This window comes from Pseudidiomarina sp. (genome assembly GCF_033722695.1).
Lineage (GTDB): Bacteria > Pseudomonadota > Gammaproteobacteria > Enterobacterales > Alteromonadaceae > Pseudidiomarina.
Genome location: NZ_JAWVYM010000009.1, coordinates 50,274 through 69,101, shown reverse-complemented (window position 1 = coordinate 69,101; position 18,828 = coordinate 50,274). Strand labels below are relative to the sequence as shown.

Below are 18,828 nucleotides of genomic sequence, written 5' to 3'. Positions count from 1 at the left end.
CGGCGGGATCAGAAGATTAATCGCCGCTAAGGTAGTGGTCTTACCTTGCCCCGTAGGTCCGGCGATCAGCAACATACCTGCCGGTTGCTCAATTAGCAGTCTCAAGCCCGCCGCAATACAAGTCGGCAGGCCCAGGTCCTGAAGTCGCAGCACCTGCTGCTGTTCCCGCTGAATACGCATGGTGACCGCAAAGCCGCTGCGGGTCGGAGATTTTTGGACCCGCAGCCGAACGCGCTGTGGCTTGCCATCGCGAACCAGGGTTACATTGATACTGGCACTGGACAGCCGCTGCTCATCGAATAGTTCGTGAAAGTCGTCAGAACGGGTATTGAGCGCAGCGGCAATGGCCGCGACCAGCGTTTCACGGCTGCGCTCTACCCGACCGGCCATGCGACCGTGGACCCGGAATGACAGCGATGCCTGTTGCTGGTCAAACAACAGGTGAATATCTGAAGCGTTGAGCGTCAATGCCTGATGAACCAGGTCTTCGAGTGCCTGCTGGGCCCGGGTATGATCCAACTGCAACTGACTACCATGATTAAGCTGCTGCCGACGGCTGGCATCAGCATCATGTAATACCGTTCTTATTTCGCGGGCGTCACCGAGCAGGAAATAACAGCTGGCAACTCCGTGCTTGCTCATCAGCATAGTCAGGTTTCCGATAGCTAACTGAGCTTCTTGCCAGGCCGCAGCGGAGGCCACTATCAGGCCCTCTTTCGTGACGATCACCGCAATCTCCTCATCAAGCGCGTTTTCGGTTAGCGCCAGACAGGCATCCAGCAGCGGGTCCAGCACCTCACACTGGCGTAATTCAGCCGAGTTCATTTGTTTCATCTCACCACCCTCTCGGCAGCGGTAGCAACCGATGCTTACCCGCTTTACTCAACCGTACAGCGGTACCGGTAACTTCTGCATAAAGGCCGCTGGCATCGGTTACACCGATAGTCAGTCTGACCAGTTGCTGGTGTAAACGCAGCAACACCTGTGAGGAGCCTTCGCCCTGCACCACGCCCACCAGTTGATAATCCTCAAGGCTGGGTCCGGCAGACTCAGTGGCACGAGCTGTCGGCTGGCCCAGTGAACGGATAGAATGCTCCGCCTCAGCCACCTGCAGCTCGTGCTGCATCTGCCGAGCTCGTGAGGCAGCCTGAAGCTCGGCCAGTTCCTGGGTGCGTAAGCTCTTAATTAATTCGTACTGCTGTTGCAGCGCTGAGGCGGGCGGCTGAGAATCAGTATCAGCGGCAGTCAACAGCAAGCTAAACAAGGCGATTATCATGGTTGATTTCCTCCGGCATAAGGTTGTCGGGCAATGAATTGCAGTTCAATGGTGGCGTTGGCAGGTGAGCCCGGATTGATCCGCACCAGGCTGACCCGAACCGGAGCATCCGCCAGTAACAGGGTTAGTAATTCCAGGTCCAATAAGGTAAAGGCCGGCAAATTCAGACTCAGGCTCTGCCAGCGTAAGTGGGTATTCGTTGCTGCTTGTCCCAACGCTAAACGCACCGCAGGCAGGTAGTCCGGTAGCGCTTCAGTAAATCGCTGCAGTTGCTTTTCATAGTCAAAAGCTGGCAACGCCAGGCTATTTTCATCTGCTGCTGTTGGTCCGGCGATCTGGAGGCGCGCTTCATCATTGCTAAAATAAACTGTCCAGCGATCGTCAAGCTGACTACGGAGCTCCTGGTTTAAGCCGTAAGTGCGCCGCAGCAGCCCGTGCAGCCCCTCTTCATTGAGCATAAGTTGCTCAAGCTGCCAGCCCCCCAGCGCATTAAGTTCATGTATAGCATGTTGCAATGCCTGCAGCTGCGCCAGTGGCAAGCCGGGCAGTTTTACCGTAACTACCTGGCGCGCAACCGGCGCAGGCTCCGGTGCAGGCCACCACATCCAGGTCAGGTACATGCCAATGCCCAGAGCCACCATAAGCGCCGCGAGCCATAAGTGTCGGCGATGCCATGACGGGGACTTACTGATAGCGGTGAACCGGGCTGCAGGAGGTACTTTTTCGGATAAACAGACATCCGGTGAAATCTGTTCAGCGGACGCCGCAAACTGGCTTATCTCACTACGTAGCGATGATGGTAGCTTACCTGCGATGATTATCCTGGGCTGCATCGCTCCCGTTTTTGCCAGCGTGATCTGTAGTCCCTGACACAATAACCGGAATCGCTCCAGCCCTGCTTCATCAGCACTCAGGGCGATACAACTGCGTAGCCTGAATTCCTGCCAGTGGACGCAAATCAGCTGGGCAGCATCAAATTGCAGATAAAGCAGGTGTGATTCAGCTTTGAACTGGTGTTGCAGCAGCACCGCTATATCTGCCACCGCATTAGGCCGCAACCCGGCCGCCATGCAACATAACCAGTAGTGCTGACGAACCCGGTGCAGACTGTAGCAGGCAAAACCGAGCTGCCTGGCTTCAGCCAGCCAACGCAGGATCTGACGCCGGTCTGAACTCTGCTGGCGCCAGCCGTTGACAATGATTCCGGCACTCATAGCCTGGTCCCTTGGTTAACGATGCGCGGTGTCAGCAGCAACAATGTTTCACTGCGACGCTGCTGATGTCCCTGACCACCACCAAGCACCATACTCAACCACGATTTTTGCTCAAGATGCTGGTTCCGTTCGTTACGCAGGCCGGTAAGCAGAAGGGTCTGGCCGTCTTCAATCAGCGCTTTCATAAAGAACTTTTTACGATTGGTATGAGGGGTCTGAATCAGTTGATCGCCCGAGCGAATTTCATCAATTCGCTCAAGGTCCGATAACTCAGTGGACAACTGCAGAATAACTTCGCCGGCGCGGATGCTTGGCAGTACATAGAGTTCAAACCCGGTGGTGACAACCCCTGGCTGCAAGGTTTCGGTAGTACCGACATTGGGCGTGCTGGTGGTGCCCGCTGCGGCCAGATAAGTGGCATTATCCTCAAGCACTATCTTAGCAATCTGGTTGTTCAGGCTGATTAACCGCGGGTGACTACTCATTTGTACCAGGCCCTGCTGTTCCAGCGCTTCCAGAAACAGCCGTGAGCCCTTCGCCGAACCCGCTTGCTGCTCCCACACCAGGCGTGTGCCAGCAGTGCCGCCAATAGCACTGACGGAAGCAGAATCCAGCCCCAGCACCCCTTCGCCTCCGGCGGTGCGTAACAGCGCCTGCCAGTCAATCGCAAATTGCTGCTCATCGTTAAAGGTGACATCAATAATCTGCACTTCGATAGACACCTGACGCATCAGCCGTTCATTCTGCTGCTCCAGATAGGCTTCAACCTGGGCCACATGATGAGGAAAGTCACGAACCAGCACAGAGGTTGAACTCTGGTTGACGCTCAACTGCCCGGTCGGTGACAACAACATCCCCAGCGCCCGCTCCAGATCGTCCCACACCGATAACTCTTTGCTGCTGAAGTTAAGGTACTGTTCGCTGCCAGAGCCTAAGCTCATTTGCTGCATCTGCTGGCCACCACCTGACTGCGCGGCAGTTGCGTTGCCGCCGCCCTGACTGTCGCTGTTTCCCATAAAAAAGTTGGTATTGCCAGCCAGGAAGGCAACATCAAACTCGGCAATGCGGTAACGGCTCAAACTGACCTGATCGCGGCTGATATCCGCATGCCAGCCAGTTTCGGCGGTGATCAGCCGCAGCAGCCCACCAAGCGAACCACTATACGCCAGGCTCAGTTCCTGTTGCGCCAGCTCCGGCTCCAGAAACTGTGCCACCACCTGCTGCGCTCCCAGTGTCTGAGCCAACAGGGCGCGGGCAGTCATCCCGTCCACCGCCACCTCCACCGGCCTGGAATACCATTTGGGTTGTGCTTCGACTTCCGCCGCCAGCGGTGGAATATAGAAGTCATCACTATAGGTAACTAAATCGTCAGCCCTGGTGAGTGTCTGCTGCTGGGCCTGCAGCAAGCTATCGAGGGCCAGCTGCCGCTGACTTTCAAAGTCGCCGTTTGCGCTCTGACAGCCGCTGACCAGGAGCGCCAGCAACAGCCCGCTGATGATCTTCATAGGGTTCCTCCACCCGACGGCTGATAAGCAATCTTTGCCATGCGGTTCGGGTAAAGGGTAATAGCCAGCCGGTAAGGCCGTAGCAGCCGCTCCAGCAGTTCTGGCCAGGTTGGTGCCTGCAAGCGGAAATCAGCTGGCCAGCGGTGGTGTGGAGATGCCTGCCAGTCCACCACATCGACCTGGAAGTGGCGGTTCAGCAGCGCTTCGAGCTGCGGTTGCAATAAGCCTTCGGTTAGCTGCAGCGACACATCTTCGCGCGCCATGGGCAATGCCATGGCGCTGAGATTAAAGGGTGGGCAAATTGTCTGTGCGGTTACCGCCGCCGACCACAAGCAGCCTAGTATCAGACTACCTGCGGTGGCGAACAGATGGACTTGCGCCCGGACTGGTTGATTAACCATGTGACCTCCTTGTCGGATTCCCATCACCATCCTTGGTGATGTTTTATCACTCTAGCGAATGCCTGAGTGACCGGCAAGGCGCGAACATCTTCTAATGCTGTAGGTTTAATCCTCTATTATTCTTTCTTTTTCTTAGCTGGTTTTTTTGCTGCTTTTTTTGCTGCGGAAACCTGCCATTCATCGTCCCGGTAAAACGCCTGCCAGCCAGTTGGCTTGCCGTTTTCCTCAGTGATGACATATTGCTCTTTTTGCTTACGGCTATAGCGAACAATCGCTTCGTTACCGGCATCATCGGTAGCTGGTGCTTCCGTCAGATAATGGAACTTGGATGGCAAGCGTTCTTTGAAGCGCTGCAGTTCAGCAACTTTAACCGCCCGGGTTTCCCGCGACCGGGGAAAGGTATTGGCGGACAGAAAAATACCAGAAGCGCCGTCACGTAACACAAAGTGGGCATTTGACTGCTCACATTCAAGCTCCGGGAATGGCACGGGATCCTCTTTCGGTGGCGCTGGCTGGCCATTCTTCAGCAATTTGCGCGTATTACTGCACTCGCTGTTGGTGCAGTCAAAGTATTTACCGAAACGCCCGGTTTTCAGCTGCATTTCGCTGCTGCAACGGTCACACTCAAGTACCGGGCCGTCGTAACCTTTAATCCGGAATTCGCCCTGCTCCACTAATTGTCCCGAGCAAGCTGGGTTATTACCACACACGTGTAGCTTGCGTTCTTTATCAATCAGATAGCTATCCATCGCGGTACCGCATTCCGGACAACGTTTCTTAGAACGCAAGACTTCGGTTTCCAACTCGTCTTCGTCAGTTACCTTGATCGCTTCATCGCCAGGCAGCAAATTAATTGTCTGGGTGCAGCGCTCTTTGGCTGGCAACTCGTATCCGGAGCAGCCCAGGAAAACGCCGGTGCTGGCCGTACGAATACCCATTTTGCGACCACAGGTCGGGCAGTCAATATCGGTAAGGACCATCTCGTTGCCGCGCATGCCACCGTCTTCCGGCGGCAGTTCAGCCTGTTCCAGCTTTTGTTTAAACTCTTCATAAAACGCATCGAGGGTCTCTTTCCAGTTCCGCTTACCCTCAGCGATATCATCCAGCGCCTGCTCCATCTCGGCGGTGAAGTTGTAGTTCAGCAGCCGCGAAAAGTTTTCGATCAGCCGGTCATTAACGATTTCGCCCATTTTCTCGGCATAGAAGCGGCGGCTGTCGACGCGCACATAACCGCGTTCCTGAATCGTCGAAATGATCGAAGCATAAGTAGACGGACGGCCGATACCGCGTTTTTCGAGCTCTTTCACCAGCGACGCTTCACCGAAGCGAGCCGGCGGTTTGGTAAAGTGCTGCTGCGGATCCAGCTTCAGCAGTTCCAGCGGTTCGCCCTTGCGTACATCCGGCAAGGTGGCGTCTTCGGCACTTTTCGAACCGGCTGGCGGTTGTACTTTCGTCCAACCGGCAAAGCGTAGCACCCGTCCCCGGGCTTTGAGTTCATAGTCACCGGCCTGTACCGTAATGGTGGTCGCGTCATACTGGGCCGGCGTCATCTGACAGGCCACGAACTGGCGCCAGATGAGCTCATAAAGTCGCTGCGCGTCGCGTTCCATATCCCGCAACTGCTCTGACTTCACCTTCACCTCAGATGGCCGGATGGCTTCATGGGCTTCCTGAGCGCCCTGCTTCGAACCGTACATCATTGGCTTCGGCGGCAGGTAGTCTTTGCCATACTGCTTGCCGATATAGTCACGACAGGCCGCTACGGCGTCCTGACTGAGATTGGTTGAGTCGGTACGCATGTAGGTAATGTGGCCTGCTTCATAAAGCCGCTGGGCCATCATCATCGTTTTTTTCACGCCAAAGCCAAGCCGGGTGCTGGCAGCCTGTTGCAAGGTTGAGGTAATGAAAGGTGCTGAAGGCCGGCTACTGGTAGGCTTATCTTCACGCTCGATCACAGTGTAATCGGCATTCTTTAAAGCGCCGACGGCTTTATCGGCCGCTTGTTTATTGGTGGCTTTAAAGGTTTTTCCCCGATGCTTCTGCACCTGCATGCGTAAGGCTGCTTTTGTGGCAGTATTTAAATCCGCATAAATATCCCAGAACTCTTCCGGAACAAAAGCCTTAATTTCGCGTTCGCGTTCAACGACCAGTCGTACTGCTACAGATTGCACCCGTCCGGCCGAGAGCCCCCGGGCAATTTTCTTCCATAACAACGGAGAGACCATAAAGCCGACCACCCGATCGAGGAAGCGGCGGGTCTGCTGAGCATTCACCCGGTCAATATTCAGCACTGACGGATGAGAAAATGCTTCCTGGATGGCATTCTTGGTGATTTCATTAAATACCACGCGATGAAAGCGGGTATCGTCGCCACCGATAAGTTCCCGCAGGTGCCAGGCAATCGCCTCTCCCTCGCGATCCAAATCCGTTGCCAGATAAATGGCGTCAGCCTTGGCGGCGAGCTTCTTCAGTTCATTAACGACTTTTTCTTTGCCGGGCAGTACTTCATATTCGGCTTGCCAGTTATGTTCCGGGTCTACCCCCATCCGCGCGACCAGCTTCTTTAGCTCGCGCTCCTGCCGGTAGGCTTCTTTTTTCTCCGGCGACATTTTGCGCACCTCGGCGGGCGGCTTGGTTTTCACAGTAGAGGTGGAGCGGGTCGGCAGATCGCGGACGTGGCCGATACTGGATTTGACGATATAATCATTTCCGAGATATTTATTAATTGTTTTCGCTTTTGCGGGCGACTCAACAATAACCAGAGCTTTTGCCATGCGACTCTCTATATCGTAGTTAGATTCAGGGGTTCTTTTTTTAGATATATCTGTTCTGTAGTCAGTTCACAACCGTCAAGATCAAAAATCATAAAAATTCGTACTGCCGGGATATCCATGCAAGATACCCGCTCATGTCGCTACAGGCCGCTGTTTATCTAAACTGATAGCCTTACACCTGAACCAACTTTGTGCGTATAATAGCCGCGAAATAAATACTTGCAACCGCAGTGGAGGAATCAGTGAGCATTAAGCACCTGGAAGCTAACTTCGATGGTTTGGTAGGGCCGACCCACAATTACGCCGGCTTATCTTTTGGTAACGTGGCATCACTGAGTAATGCCAAAGCGGTTTCGAGCCCGCGCTCTGCAGCACGCCAAGGCCTGGAAAAAATGAAAGCCCTGCATGACATGGGTATGGTACAGGGTGTATTAGCCCCGCAGGAGCGCCCTGACGTGCTGGCGCTGCGTCGGTTAGGCTTTACCGGTACCGACGGCGAAATACTGGCTGCAGCGGCGCACAAAGCGCCGGCCATTTTTCAGGCAGTCTGCTCGGCTTCCAGTATGTGGACGGCCAATGCCGCAACAGTTTCCCCCGGTGCCGATACCCGCGATGGCAAAGTGCATTTTACGCCAGCCAACCTGACCAATAAATTCCACCGCTCGCTTGAGCCGATCACCAGTGGTCGTATCCTGCAGGCGATGTTCGCAGATCGGCATTACTTTGCGCATCATCTGCACTTACCTGACAACGAACACTTCGGTGATGAAGGTGCAGCCAATCATACCCGCCTGTGCAGTGAATACGGTCATGCCGGGGTCGAACTCTTTACCTTTGGCCGCTACGCTTTCGACAGCAGTAAGCCGGCGCCAACCCGCTATCCGGCGCGGCAGACCTTTGAGGCTTCTGCGGCTATTGCCCGCCTGCACGGGCTATCTGAAGATAACACTATTTTCATCCAGCAGAATCCGGCAGTTATTGATCAGGGTGTATTCCACAACGATGTCATTGCCGTGGGTAATAAGAACGTCCTCTTCTATCATGAACAGGCATTCCTTGACACCGCCGCTAAAAAGCGCGAAATCCAGCAAAAATTCGGTGACCAGAAAGTTTATTTCATCGAGGTAAAAGATAGTGAAGTGTCGGTCGCCGACGCTGTGCAGACCTATTTGTTTAATACCCAGCTGATTAGTTTGCCAGACGGCACCATGGTGATTATCGCCCCTACCGAATGTCAGGAAAATGAGCGCGTCAGTGCCTACCTTGCCGACCTGGTGACCCGCGACACGCCGATCCGACAGGTTCACTATTTTGATGTAAAACAAAGTATGCGCAACGGCGGCGGCCCGGCATGCTTGCGCCTGCGGGTAGCTCTGACTGATCAGGAACTAGCCGCAGTGAATCCGGCAGTTATTCTGGATGAGGTGCTGTTTAACCGATTAAATCAGTGGGTTGACCAGCACTACCGGGATGAACTTAGCGTGGACGATTTGCGTGACCCGCAATTGCTGAACGAATCACGCACTGCCCTTGATGAACTGACCCAGATCCTGAAACTCGGGTCTGTTTACGCCTTCCAGTTGTAATCAGCTGTGCCGCGTTATGCGGCACGAACTATCCGACACAAGCGACGCATACGAGCGCGATGACTAATCGTCATCGCTCTCGTTATGCATTTCAAGGTTAGCGTCTTCACTGCTGGCATCACCTGAACGAACCACGTCATTGCGCGCCGCATCCAGTCGATCCAGATAGTCCTGATCAATATCACCGGTAATATATTCACCACTGAATACGGATGTCTCAAACCGCTGAATTGAAGGATTCTCTTCCTTTACCGCGGCAATCAGGTCATCCAGTTCCTGATAAATCAGACCATCAGCTTTGATCAGGGCATTGATTTCATCTGCTTCGCGACCATGGCCAATCAGCTCGTTGGCGCTTGGCATATCAATACCATAGACGTTGGGGAAACGAATTTCCGGCGCTGCTGAGGCAAAGTAAACCTTCTTAGCCCCTGCTTCCCGCGCCATCTCGATAATCTGCTCTGAGGTGGTGCCCCGCACGATGGAATCGTCTACCAGCAGTACGTTCTTACCGCGGAACTCCGCGCCAATTGCGTTCAGCTTACGTCGCACCGATTTTCGGCGCTGAGTCTGGCCCGGCATGATAAAGGTACGGCCAATGTAGCGGTTTTTTACAAAGCCCTGACGATACGGAAGATCCAACACATTGGCCATCTCCAGCGCGATATCACAGCTGGTTTCAGGGATCGGAATCACCACATCAATATCGAGATGCGCATAATCGCGCTTAATTTTTTCGCCCAGCTTGCGACCCATATTCACGCGGGAAGCATAAACGGAGATTTTGTCGATAAAAGAATCGGGGCGCGCAAAATAAACGTATTCAAAAATACAGGGACAATGCTGCGGGTTATCCGCGCACTGGCGTGAAAAGAGTTCGCCGTCTTCAGATATATAAATGGCTTCGCCAGGCTCGATATCACGAATATATTTAAAGCCGGTACCGTCGATCGCAACGCTTTCTGAAGCCACAATATACTCGTTGCCTTTAGCCGTCTCGCGCTGGCCAAGCACCAGCGGACGAATACCCCAGGGATCACGGAATGCCAACATGCCATGGCCGATAATCATCGCCACTACAGCGTAGGCACCGCGAATCTTCCGGTGTACCCGGCTGACCGTCGCAAACACGTCATCAGCACTGAGACTCAGACTGTTCTGTTGATAGAGTTCATGGGCCAGGATATTCAGCAAGATCTCTGAATCTGACGTGGTATTGATATGCCGGCGCGCTGAATCAAACAAGCGTTCATGCAGTTCGCGCGCGTTGGTCAGGTTGCCGTTGTGCGACAGCGCAATACCAAACGGCGAATTCACGTAAAACGGCTGTGCTTCGGCGGAACTGGAACTGCCGGCGGTAGGATAACGGACATGTCCGATACCGACATTGCCGGCCAGTCGGTGCATATGCCGGGTGTGAAACACATCACGCACTAAACCGTTGGCTTTACGCAACCGCAGCGTGTTGTTGTGAACTGTCATGATGCCAGCGGCATCTTGTCCCCGATGTTGTAACATCGTCAGGCTATCGTACAACGCCTGATTAACTGGATCCTTACCGACTATACCTACAATGCCACACATGCCTGAACAACCTCGTTACACTTGTTTAGGAAGAAAACTTGACGTTTGCTCCAGATACTCAAAAAACCACTGAATAAAAATACCGAAATGCGGGATCAGGGTGGAGTTCACCCACCAGTCGCTGCTTGCCAGCGCGGTAAACGAATCCATAAAAAATAATAAGGCGCTGACGATCAAAACCCCGCGCAAAGCGCCAAATACACCGCCCAGCACCCTGTCCGTGCCGGTCAGGCCGGTCTTATCGACCAACTGCCCAAGCACAAAGTTCACGACCGCGCCAACGATTAAGGTCGCGATAAAGAGCGCAAGAATAGCGGCCGCGTTACGGACCATGGGATCTTCCAGACGGGTAAACCAGGCAGCCAGATCTTCGTAGTAAAAACTGGCAATCAGAAACGCCGCAATCCACACCGCCAGCGACATGGCTTCACGGACAAAACCGCGGGTAAGACTGACCAACGTGGAAAACGCGATCAAAATCAAAATAGCATAATCAACCCAGACCATAATGGGATTCCTAAGGCAGATTCAGAACGCGCGAAGTGTACCAGAAATGACGACCAATTACGCTACTTTTTGATCGTCATCAGGGGGTGAAGCGGAGAATCCGGCCTTCCGCTCCCACCAGCTCGTTCAGCTTCTCTAATTGCTGCTCCAGCTCTTCCTGAGTCAGGGCCGGCCCCACCATAAGCTTAGTCAGGTTCTCACCATTAATACTGACCTGTTCACGGTAGGCGCGGTAGCCCCGCTGCCGCAATGTCTCAATCAGTTGATCGACGGATTCCTGGTTACGGAATACGCCCATCTGGATAACCCAGCCAGCTTGTTTGAGTGAGCCAGTGACAGGTGCCGCTGGCGGTCGGGGTTCATCGCTGACATCGGCAGCCACTTCCGGGGCCCGGTCGGCGGTTACCTGTATATCGTCAGTGGCGACGCTGTCAGAGTGCTGCAATTCTTTATCCTCAGCGATAGTTTTCACCGGGATCTCAGCGACTTCAACCTGAGGCTGCAAAGGGATCGTTTCGAAAGCTTCCTGATCCTGAACCTGCTTCCCGTCTAGCAGTTCAGGTAAAATAATCACTGCCAACGCGATGAGAATAACACTACCAACCAGTCGGTTCTGTAATTGCGATGCCATCTTATTGCTCCCTAACGGCCGGTATTTTACCGACAGTGTAAAACGAGCCGCAGACCAATACCAGTGGCCTGTGCCCCGCTCCTGTGTCCTGCTCTGCCAGAGCTTGCTGACAGGCGGCCTGATAGGCGTCTGTAACCGTATTGAATTGCTTCGCGCTGAGGTCGCCGGCCACCGCCTGTTGTAGTTCAGCTGCGCGGGCACCGCGTGGCTCATGCAGGTCAGCAAAATACCAGCGTTTCACCGTGCCAGTAAGCTCTGTCAGCGTACCGGCAATATCTTTATCATTAAGCATGCCGACCACCGCATAGACGGGGCGCTGGGGATAACGGGTCCGGATATAACTGGCCAGGTAGCGCGCGGCATGGGGATTATGTGCCACATCAAGCAGCGTATCAGGCTCGCCCTGCAAGAGCTGCAATCGCCCCGGTTCACGGGCCTCGCGCAAGCCCTTATCAATGGCTTCGCGACTGACTGGCAAGGGTAACTGCTGCAGCGCAGCCAGTGTGGTGGCGGCGTTTGGCAGCGGCAATTGCGGCAGAGGCAAAGCGCTCAGCTCTTTATCCTGGTCGCGCCAGAACCAGTCGCCCGTTTCAGTCATTCCATAGTCAAAATCAAAACCAACGCGCAGCAATTCAATGCCGCGTTGCTGTAATTCGTTGCGCACCACCTCAGGAAAATCAGGTTCGCCGCATACAGCTGGCCGCCCGGGGCGAAAAATACCGGCTTTTTCACGGGCAATGCCCGTGCGGTCCGGGCCGAGAAAGCCGATATGATCGATACCAACACTGGTCAATACGCCAACGTCGGCATCGATAATATTAACGGCATCCAGTCGTCCGCCCAGCCCAACTTCAAGTATCCAGACATCCAGTTGGTGCTGTTGCAGCAACCAGAAAGCCGCCAGGGTGCCAAATTCGAAGTAGGTCAGCGACACCTCGCCGCGAGCCGCTTCAATAGCGGCAAATGCATCGACATGGCGCGTCTCGTCAAGCTCGGCTCCGGCCACCCTAACCCGTTCCTCATAACGCTGCAGGTGCGGCGAGATATAAACACCGGTCTGATAGCCTGCCGCGCGCAGGATAGTCTCCAGATAGCGCACGGTGGAGCCCTTGCCGTTGGTGCCAGCAACGGTGATCACTTTGGCATCGGTGGTGGTCAGTTGCAGGCGTTCAGCCACCCGCTTAATGCGGTCGAGACCGAGTTCAATAGGTTTGTGGTGGAGCCGTTCAAGATAGCTCAGCCAGGCATCGAGCCCGGCTGACGGGTCAGGAGGAGTAACCGCTGTAGTCATTAAAATTCATCAGCAAGAGGGGCATGATGTTGAAATTTTGACAGCAGCGCGGCAATCCGGTTACGCAATTGGCGACGATCAACAATCATATCGATCGCCCCGTGATCCACCAGAAACTCAGCACGCTGGAAACCTTCGGGTAAGGTTTCGCGAACTGTCTGCTCGATGACTCGCGGGCCGGCGAAACCAATCAGCGCTTCAGGCTCGGCGATATTCACATCGCCAAGCATCGCAAGACTAGCTGAAACACCCCCCATAGTCGGGTCGGTCAGTACCGAAATATAAGGAATGCCTTCTTCACTCATGCGCGCCAGTGCGGCTGAGGTTTTCGCCATTTGCATCAGGGACATTAATGCTTCCTGCATCCGCGCCCCACCTGAGGCTGAGAAGCAAACCAGCGGGCAACGCTCACGCAGGCACTCTTCTACAGCTTTGACAAAGCGAGCGCCGACTACCGAAGCCATAGAGCCGCCCATAAATTCAAATTCAAAAGCAGCAACAACTATCGGCATTCCTTTAAGCTTGCCCTTTTGCACCACTAGTGCGTCTTTCTCACCGGTGGCTTTCTGAGCCGCCGCCAGCCGATCTTTATACTTTTTCGAGTCGCGGAATTTGAGGATATCTTTTGGCTCAAGCTCAGCGCCAATTTCCGTTGCTGAACCGGTATCCAGGAAGCTATCCAGTCGACGCCGCGCCGGCAGCCGCATATGATGATCACATTTAGGGCATACACCTAAACTGCGCTCCAGATCGGCGCCATAGAGAATGGCATCGCAACTCGTGCACTTTGACCAGACCCCCTCGGGTATATTGCGACGTTTACCGCTCTTGGGTTTTGCAAGAATCCGCTCAATCCAGCTCATAAAATCCCGTTATGTTGATAGTTGATTGCAGCTATTTCAGCCTGAACATACCTTATATTAAAGCATATCAGGCCAATTGAAGGGAGTAAAAAGTGGTCTTAACTGTGCTCCGACGCACCGGTTCCCGGTAACCATAAGGGCCCGGGTGGCATTACCGGGATGCTAAACTCATCAGGATAGTACACCTGTACCAGATACAGCCCGTGGGCTTTAGCTGTTGCCGCTGCCAGATTGCGATCCCGGCCAGCCAGCAGTTCACCGGGCCAGCTAACAGATTGCTCGCCTTTACCGACTTCCAGCAAGCTACCGACAATATTGCGCACCATATGGTGCAAAAATGCGTTAGCAGTAATATCCACGACCACATAATCGCCATAACGGCTCACGTTAAGTTTGGTTACGCAACGATTCGGCGAGTGCGATTGACACTGTGCAGCGCGAAAGGCACTGAAATCATGCTCGCCCAGCAGCGCCTGAGCTGCTGCATGCATGTTTCCTACCGCCAGCGGCTGATGGTAATGGCTGACGCCCCGTGCCAGAATCGCAGGCCGTAGGCGGGTATTACAGATAATATAGCGGTAGCGTCGGGCGGTTGCACTAAAGCGGGCGCTGAAGTTCTCACTGACGTGCTGAGCCCAGCGAACCGCAACACCATCAGGCAGATTACTGTTCACCCCCATCGTCCAGGCGGGCAGATTACGCGCTTCCGTAGTATCGAAGTGTACCACCTGACCAGTAGCATGCACTCCGGCGTCCGTACGCCCGGCGCAGGTTACTTGAACAGGGTGATTCGCTACCTTACTCAGCGCCCGTTCGAGCACTTCCTGCACACAGATAACTTCCCGTTGCCGCTGCCAACCGTAAAAACTGCTGCCGTCGTACTCAATACCGAGCGCTATGCGCGTACTACTCATCGACCTGCCTGACCGTCCAACTGTTGCAACAGCTGCTGTGCATCGCGCTGCGCTTCATCATCATCGGCTTTGACAATCTTTACCAGCAGATCACGGGCATCATCCAGTTCACCCATATCAATATATGCCTGGGCCAAATCCAGCATCGCCGCCGGCGATTTGCTTTCATCGGCAGAGGTTTCATCGTCATGGTCAGCACGGTCTTGCTGATCACTATCTTGCTGATCACTATCGATATCACCTAATGCATCGCTGACCCGTTGCGGATTATAAGGATCATCCTCATCGTCATCAGCCTCGCTCGCTTCTGCCTCATCAATGAGTTCATCAATAGACACATATCGACTGCCCGCTTCAGGCGCTTCTTCGTCTTCCAGCTTCAGTCCGCCGAAAGAATCCAGGCCAGCCAGATCGTCATCCAGCGAGGTTTCTTCCTTACTTGCGGTCTTATCTGTTGCTGCTGTTTCTTCCTCTGGCTCTGGCTCAGCCTCAGTCTCTGGCTCGATTTCAGCTTCCGGCTCTGATTCTGGCTCTGTTTGCAGCTCAACTTCGGCGACTGACTCTGCATCTATTTCAGGTTCAAGCTGAGTTTCAACCTCGGCATCCAGCTCAAAATCGCTTTCCAGATCTGCCAGTAGCTGTTCGTCAATATCTGCCGCCGGAACGTCTTCATCAGCCTTCAGCTGATGCTCACCGCGCGCTTCAACTTCAGCCACCGCGTCTGCTTCATCTTCCTGTGGCTCATCCTTAGCATCAATCTGGGGTTCACGGCTCTCTTCAACTTCAGCCACCGCGTCTGCGTCATCTTCCTGCGGTTGATCCTCAGCATAAATCGGGGGTTCACGGCTCTCTTCAACTTCAGCCACCGAATCCGCTTCAACTTCCGGCTCGTCCTCAGGCTCAGTTTGTACTTCCGTGTTTGTCGCCAGCGGTGCTGCCGCCGCTGCTGCCGGGCTCTCTTCTCTCGCACCACCAGACCGCTCGCGCGCTGCTGCTTCGACCGCGCGGTTATACGTCCCAGGGGTTTCACGGTTCAGCCGGCGCACATAAAGCAGATACCAGAAGATGACTGCCAGCAGCAAGGGGATCAACACCGTCAGCAATAGCTGAAATGGCTGCAGCAGCCAGTCAATAAAATCAGTGCTTACCGGGTCCTTAGCGGGTGGGGTCAGCGCCTCTTCCTCCACTGGCGCTGCTACCGGTTCACTAATTGCCTCGGTGGTCACTTCTGCAGCAGTCTCTGTGGCTGTCTCTGTTGCAGTCTCTTTTACCGGTGAGCCTGCAGTTTGAGACTGATCGGCAATCCGCTCTTCGGTTGCTTCTTTCTCCGGATAGTCTTTCTGAATCTCACTGGCCAGCGCCGCTATCTCGCGGTCGACCTCACGATCTTCATTGACCTGAGCTTTTAGTTGAGCCAGTTCAGCGGTTACCTGCTGCAGGCGATCCTGCAGGCTGGTATTTTGCGTTTGCAGTGTTTCGATCAGAGTAATGGAATCGGCCAGTTGATCCCTTAAAGCTGTTAATTCACCTACATCAAATTGCACCACACCTGGATCCGTTGCGGGCGCCACTGGCTGCGCAGCCGGGTCCGCAGCATCAGTGGTAGCTGCCGCCTTAGTCGCGTCGTCAGAAGCCGGTCCGCCGGGGATAGTCAGGTAATAGCCATTCATCATGCGATCAGGCTGATTATTAATAAACGCACGGGGGTTAGCGGCAACGATCGCGTCCATCATCTGATAAACGGTCATATCACGTTGCCGGCCATAATACGAAGCAATGCTCCATAAAGTATCAGATGACACTATGGGGCCAAAACGATCCAGCTGCCAGCGGGTGGTCACCTGCCCCTGGAACGCGAAGAGCGTGACCGCGCCCGCGTTGCTCGCCTGGGAATAGCCTGCCATACCACTGCCTGCAGCTAAGATTACGCTGATCAATGCTGTTTTTATTATCCTTATCATGATCCTGCTTCCATGGTGCATGGCCCGTGAAGTTAAATTTATATATAGTCTTTTATCAGATGTTCAGCAATTTGCACACTGTTGGTGGCCGCTCCCTTACGCACATTGTCACTGACAACCCACAGGTTCAGCCCCTGAGGATGCGAGATATCATTGCGTACCCGGCCGACAAAAACTTCATCGCGACCAGCAGCATTACCTACCTGTGTCGGGAAGTCATCGTTATTTTCCAGCAAGACCACCCCCGGCGCCTGGCGCAGCAGCTCTTTAGCCTGCTCCGCGTCAATCGGCTGTTGGGTTTCAATGTGTACCGCCTCGGCGTGACCAAAAAATACTGGTACCCGCACAGCTGTAGCATTTACCCGAATGCTGGTGTCACCAAAAATTTTCTGGGTTTCCCAGAACATCTTCATTTCTTCTTTGGTGTAATCGTTATCTAAAAACACATCAATCTGCGGAATACAGTTAAAGGCTATCTGCCGCGAGAAGGTTTCTACCTCCACCGGCCGGCCATTCAATAACGCCGCAGTCTGACGCGCCAGTTCATCAATGGCTTCTTTACCTGCCCCGGATACCGACTGATAGGTTGCCACATTGATCCGATCAATACCAACCGCATCATATATGGGTTTCAGCGCCACCAGCATTTGTATGGTCGAGCAATTCGGATTGGCAATAATATTCCGGTTACGGAAATCTGCCAGGGCGTGCGCGTTTACTTCCGGCACCACCAACGGAATATCCTCTTCATAACGAAATTCAGAGGTATTATCGATAACCACACAGCCGGCTTCAGCGGCACGTGGCGCGTAAATGCGTGAAATCGAGCCGCCTGCAGAGAAAAAGCCCAGTTCAACCTGTGTCCAGTCAAATTTCTCCGCATCCTGGACGGTGACATCTTCGCCGCGGAATTTTACAGTACCGCCGGCGGAACGACTGCTTGCCAATGGGAAAAGCTCACCTATCGGGAACTCACGTTTTTCCAGCAGCTCAATCATATGCTGACCGACCAGCCCTGTGGCACCCAAAACGGCGACATTAAAAGCTCGTGACATCGTTACTCCTCAAATTCAGTTGTTGCAGTCGTTGTTGCCAGAACGGCTCATTAATCCAGGCACCACCACTAACCAGTCCGGAGTTTAATTCGGCCCGGGGCTGATAGTTGCGCCGCAGCGCATCAAACGCTATTGGCGTAGGCGGCGCGGCCCGCAATTGTTTATCGTCTTGCCGTATATCATAAATGGCCAGTACCCAGGATGCCAGTGTTTGCCAGTCAGGCGCGTCGACAGAATAAAACTGCCGGTCGCCGGTTACCGTCGGCCACCGGTTTAACAGGGCGCTTAGCGGCGGTAGTTTATCCGGCCAACGCAGATGCGCGGCCAGCCGCGCGCAGAGCTGACGGGTTCCGCCGAGTTTGCCGGCCAGACTATGACCGGCGATATGCGGCGTAGCCAGTTCAATATAGGGTAGCAGATCTGCCGCTATCTGTGGTTCGCTCTCCCAAACATCCAGCACCCAGCGCAAAGCCGGCTGGTGCTGAATGGCACGGGCTATAGCCTGCTGCTCAATCACCGGCCCACGGCTGGCATTGATGATTAAGGTATCCGGGAGCAGCTGTTTTACCGCCTTATCATCCAGCAAATAGCGGGTCGGCCAGGGTCCGCTGGTTGTCAGGGGTACATGGCAGCTGATGACAGCCGAGCGGAGTACCCGTTGCCAGTCAGCATGCACCGGCACCATCGCGGTGCCACTGGCAACCAATGGCGGATCATAATAATGCACCTGCAAACCAAGCCCTTCCAGGCGCTGTCCTGCTGCTCTGCCGGTATGGCCAGCACCAATAATTGCGGCTTCCCCGGCGGGCAGTTGCCCGTGTCGAAGTGATACCGCAGCCACTGCACTGGCGACATAGTCACCAACGGCGTTAGCGTTGACGCCGGGGGTATGGGTAAAGGCGATCCCGGCGGCGGTCAAGGCCCCGGCATCCAGATGCTCAGTGCCAATAGTACCGCTACCAACCCAGCGTAACCGCGGCGCCTGTTGCAACAGCGCGCTGTCCACCTTGGTTACCGAACGTACCAGCATGGCTTCCGCAGCAGCCAGCTGCGCTGCCGGGGGTTGCCGGGTGCTGTACAGCTCGACAGTTGCCGTGCTGCAACCTGCGTCGCGGCAGAGCTGCTGGCAAAGTTCAGCAGCCAGAGGTAAATTTGCGTCGGCAAGTATATACATGATGTCCGGAATAGCGGCCAGGATTGGTCAGTCGAAAAGGTGAGCATACAAAAAGGTGCGCAAATGCGCACCTTTTTTATCAATCAAATCAT

General features: G+C 54.3%; 16 protein-coding genes. 1 reads left to right on the top strand and 15 read right to left on the bottom strand.

What is annotated here, in order from left to right:
* The 6 genes from R3196_RS05385 to topA form a co-directional block, all read right to left on the bottom strand.
* Positions 1–834 (bottom strand): ATPase, T2SS/T4P/T4SS family (locus R3196_RS05385; protein WP_318935638.1); only part of this gene is annotated, 834 nt, incomplete at its 3' end.
* A gap of 1 nt (position 835) precedes the next feature.
* Positions 836–1,276 carry a hypothetical protein gene (locus R3196_RS05380; RefSeq protein WP_318935636.1) on the bottom strand — a complete coding sequence of 147 codons (441 nt, stop codon included), beginning with the start codon at positions 1,274–1,276 and terminating at the stop codon, positions 836–838.
* Positions 1,273–2,490 (bottom strand): hypothetical protein, encoded by a 1,218-nt coding sequence (locus R3196_RS05375; protein ID WP_318935634.1) that lies wholly within the window; start codon positions 2,488–2,490, stop codon positions 1,273–1,275. The genes R3196_RS05380 and R3196_RS05375 overlap by 4 nt, the downstream gene beginning before the upstream one ends.
* Positions 2,487–3,995: a hypothetical protein gene (locus tag R3196_RS05370; RefSeq protein WP_318935632.1), complete on the bottom strand. Its 1,509-nt coding sequence runs from the start codon at positions 3,993–3,995 to the stop codon at positions 2,487–2,489. The genes R3196_RS05375 and R3196_RS05370 overlap by 4 nt, the downstream gene beginning before the upstream one ends.
* Complete coding sequence (locus R3196_RS05365; protein WP_318935630.1) at positions 3,992–4,396, bottom strand: hypothetical protein; 405 nt, start codon at positions 4,394–4,396, stop codon at positions 3,992–3,994. Before R3196_RS05365 ends, R3196_RS05370 begins: the two co-directional genes overlap by 4 nt.
* Positions 4,397–4,512: 116 nt before the next feature.
* The gene (gene topA / locus R3196_RS05360; protein WP_318935628.1) at positions 4,513–7,170 is read right to left on the bottom strand and encodes a type I DNA topoisomerase; all 2,658 of its coding nucleotides are present in this window, start codon (positions 7,168–7,170) and stop codon (positions 4,513–4,515) included.
* A gap of 248 nt (positions 7,171–7,418) precedes the next feature.
* Between topA and astB the strand changes: the two genes are divergently transcribed.
* Complete coding sequence (gene astB / locus R3196_RS05355; RefSeq protein WP_318935643.1) at positions 7,419–8,756, top strand: N-succinylarginine dihydrolase; 1,338 nt, start codon at positions 7,419–7,421, stop codon at positions 8,754–8,756.
* Positions 8,757–8,819: 63 nt separating this feature from the next.
* Here the strand turns inward: astB and purF are convergent, their stop codons facing one another.
* From purF to R3196_RS05310, 9 genes are all read right to left on the bottom strand, one after another.
* Positions 8,820–10,340 (bottom strand): amidophosphoribosyltransferase, encoded by a 1,521-nt coding sequence (gene purF, locus R3196_RS05350; protein WP_318935627.1) that lies wholly within the window; start codon positions 10,338–10,340, stop codon positions 8,820–8,822.
* Positions 10,341–10,355: 15 nt separating this feature from the next.
* Complete coding sequence (locus tag R3196_RS05345) at positions 10,356–10,847, bottom strand: CvpA family protein (protein ID WP_318935625.1); 492 nt, start codon at positions 10,845–10,847, stop codon at positions 10,356–10,358.
* A 79-nt stretch (positions 10,848–10,926) separates the two neighbouring features.
* Positions 10,927–11,478, bottom strand: coding sequence for an SPOR domain-containing protein (locus tag R3196_RS05340; RefSeq protein WP_318935624.1), 552 nt, complete (start codon positions 11,476–11,478; stop codon positions 10,927–10,929).
* A 1-nt stretch (position 11,479) separates the two neighbouring features.
* Positions 11,480–12,769 (bottom strand): bifunctional tetrahydrofolate synthase/dihydrofolate synthase, encoded by a 1,290-nt coding sequence (gene folC, locus R3196_RS05335; RefSeq protein ID WP_318935623.1) that lies wholly within the window; start codon positions 12,767–12,769, stop codon positions 11,480–11,482.
* On the bottom strand, positions 12,769–13,632 hold the full coding sequence (gene accD, locus R3196_RS05330) for an acetyl-CoA carboxylase, carboxyltransferase subunit beta (protein ID WP_318935622.1): 864 nt from the start codon (positions 13,630–13,632) through the stop codon (positions 12,769–12,771). Before accD ends, folC begins: the two co-directional genes overlap by 1 nt.
* A 98-nt stretch (positions 13,633–13,730) precedes the next feature.
* A complete protein-coding gene (gene truA / locus R3196_RS05325; RefSeq protein WP_318935621.1) occupies positions 13,731–14,546 on the bottom strand; it encodes a tRNA pseudouridine(38-40) synthase TruA in 816 nt (271 codons plus the stop codon).
* A complete protein-coding gene (locus tag R3196_RS05320) occupies positions 14,543–16,450 on the bottom strand; it encodes a FimV/HubP family polar landmark protein (protein WP_318935620.1) in 1,908 nt (635 codons plus the stop codon). Before R3196_RS05320 ends, truA begins: the two co-directional genes overlap by 4 nt.
* 95 nt (positions 16,451–16,545) lie before the next feature.
* Positions 16,546–17,562: an aspartate-semialdehyde dehydrogenase gene (locus R3196_RS05315; protein WP_318935619.1), complete on the bottom strand. Its 1,017-nt coding sequence runs from the start codon at positions 17,560–17,562 to the stop codon at positions 16,546–16,548.
* Entirely contained in the window at positions 17,546–18,736 is a 1,191-nt protein-coding gene (locus R3196_RS05310) for a 4-phosphoerythronate dehydrogenase (protein ID WP_318935618.1), read from the bottom strand. The genes R3196_RS05315 and R3196_RS05310 overlap by 17 nt, the downstream gene beginning before the upstream one ends.
* Positions 18,737–18,828: the final 92 nt, after the last annotated feature.

Coding starts and splice junctions, on each gene's coding strand:
- R3196_RS05380 (WP_318935636.1), bottom strand. CDS start 1,276: ATGATAATCGCCTTGTTTAGCTTGCTGTTGACTGCCGCTGATACTGAT.
- R3196_RS05375 (WP_318935634.1), bottom strand. CDS start 2,490: ATGAGTGCCGGAATCATTGTCAACGGCTGGCGCCAGCAGAGTTCAGAC.
- R3196_RS05370 (WP_318935632.1), bottom strand. CDS start 3,995: ATGAAGATCATCAGCGGGCTGTTGCTGGCGCTCCTGGTCAGCGGCTGT.
- R3196_RS05365 (WP_318935630.1), bottom strand. CDS start 4,396: ATGGTTAATCAACCAGTCCGGGCGCAAGTCCATCTGTTCGCCACCGCA.
- topA (WP_318935628.1), bottom strand. CDS start 7,170: ATGGCAAAAGCTCTGGTTATTGTTGAGTCGCCCGCAAAAGCGAAAACA.
- purF (WP_318935627.1), bottom strand. CDS start 10,340: ATGTGTGGCATTGTAGGTATAGTCGGTAAGGATCCAGTTAATCAGGCG.
- R3196_RS05345 (WP_318935625.1), bottom strand. CDS start 10,847: ATGGTCTGGGTTGATTATGCTATTTTGATTTTGATCGCGTTTTCCACG.
- R3196_RS05340 (WP_318935624.1), bottom strand. CDS start 11,478: ATGGCATCGCAATTACAGAACCGACTGGTTGGTAGTGTTATTCTCATC.
- folC (WP_318935623.1), bottom strand. CDS start 12,769: ATGACTACAGCGGTTACTCCTCCTGACCCGTCAGCCGGGCTCGATGCC.
- accD (WP_318935622.1), bottom strand. CDS start 13,632: ATGAGCTGGATTGAGCGGATTCTTGCAAAACCCAAGAGCGGTAAACGT.
- truA (WP_318935621.1), bottom strand. CDS start 14,546: ATGAGTAGTACGCGCATAGCGCTCGGTATTGAGTACGACGGCAGCAGT.
- R3196_RS05320 (WP_318935620.1), bottom strand. CDS start 16,450: ATGGCAGGCTATTCCCAGGCGAGCAACGCGGGCGCGGTCACGCTCTTC.
- R3196_RS05315 (WP_318935619.1), bottom strand. CDS start 17,562: ATGTCACGAGCTTTTAATGTCGCCGTTTTGGGTGCCACAGGGCTGGTC.
- R3196_RS05310 (WP_318935618.1), bottom strand. CDS start 18,736: ATGTATATACTTGCCGACGCAAATTTACCTCTGGCTGCTGAACTTTGC.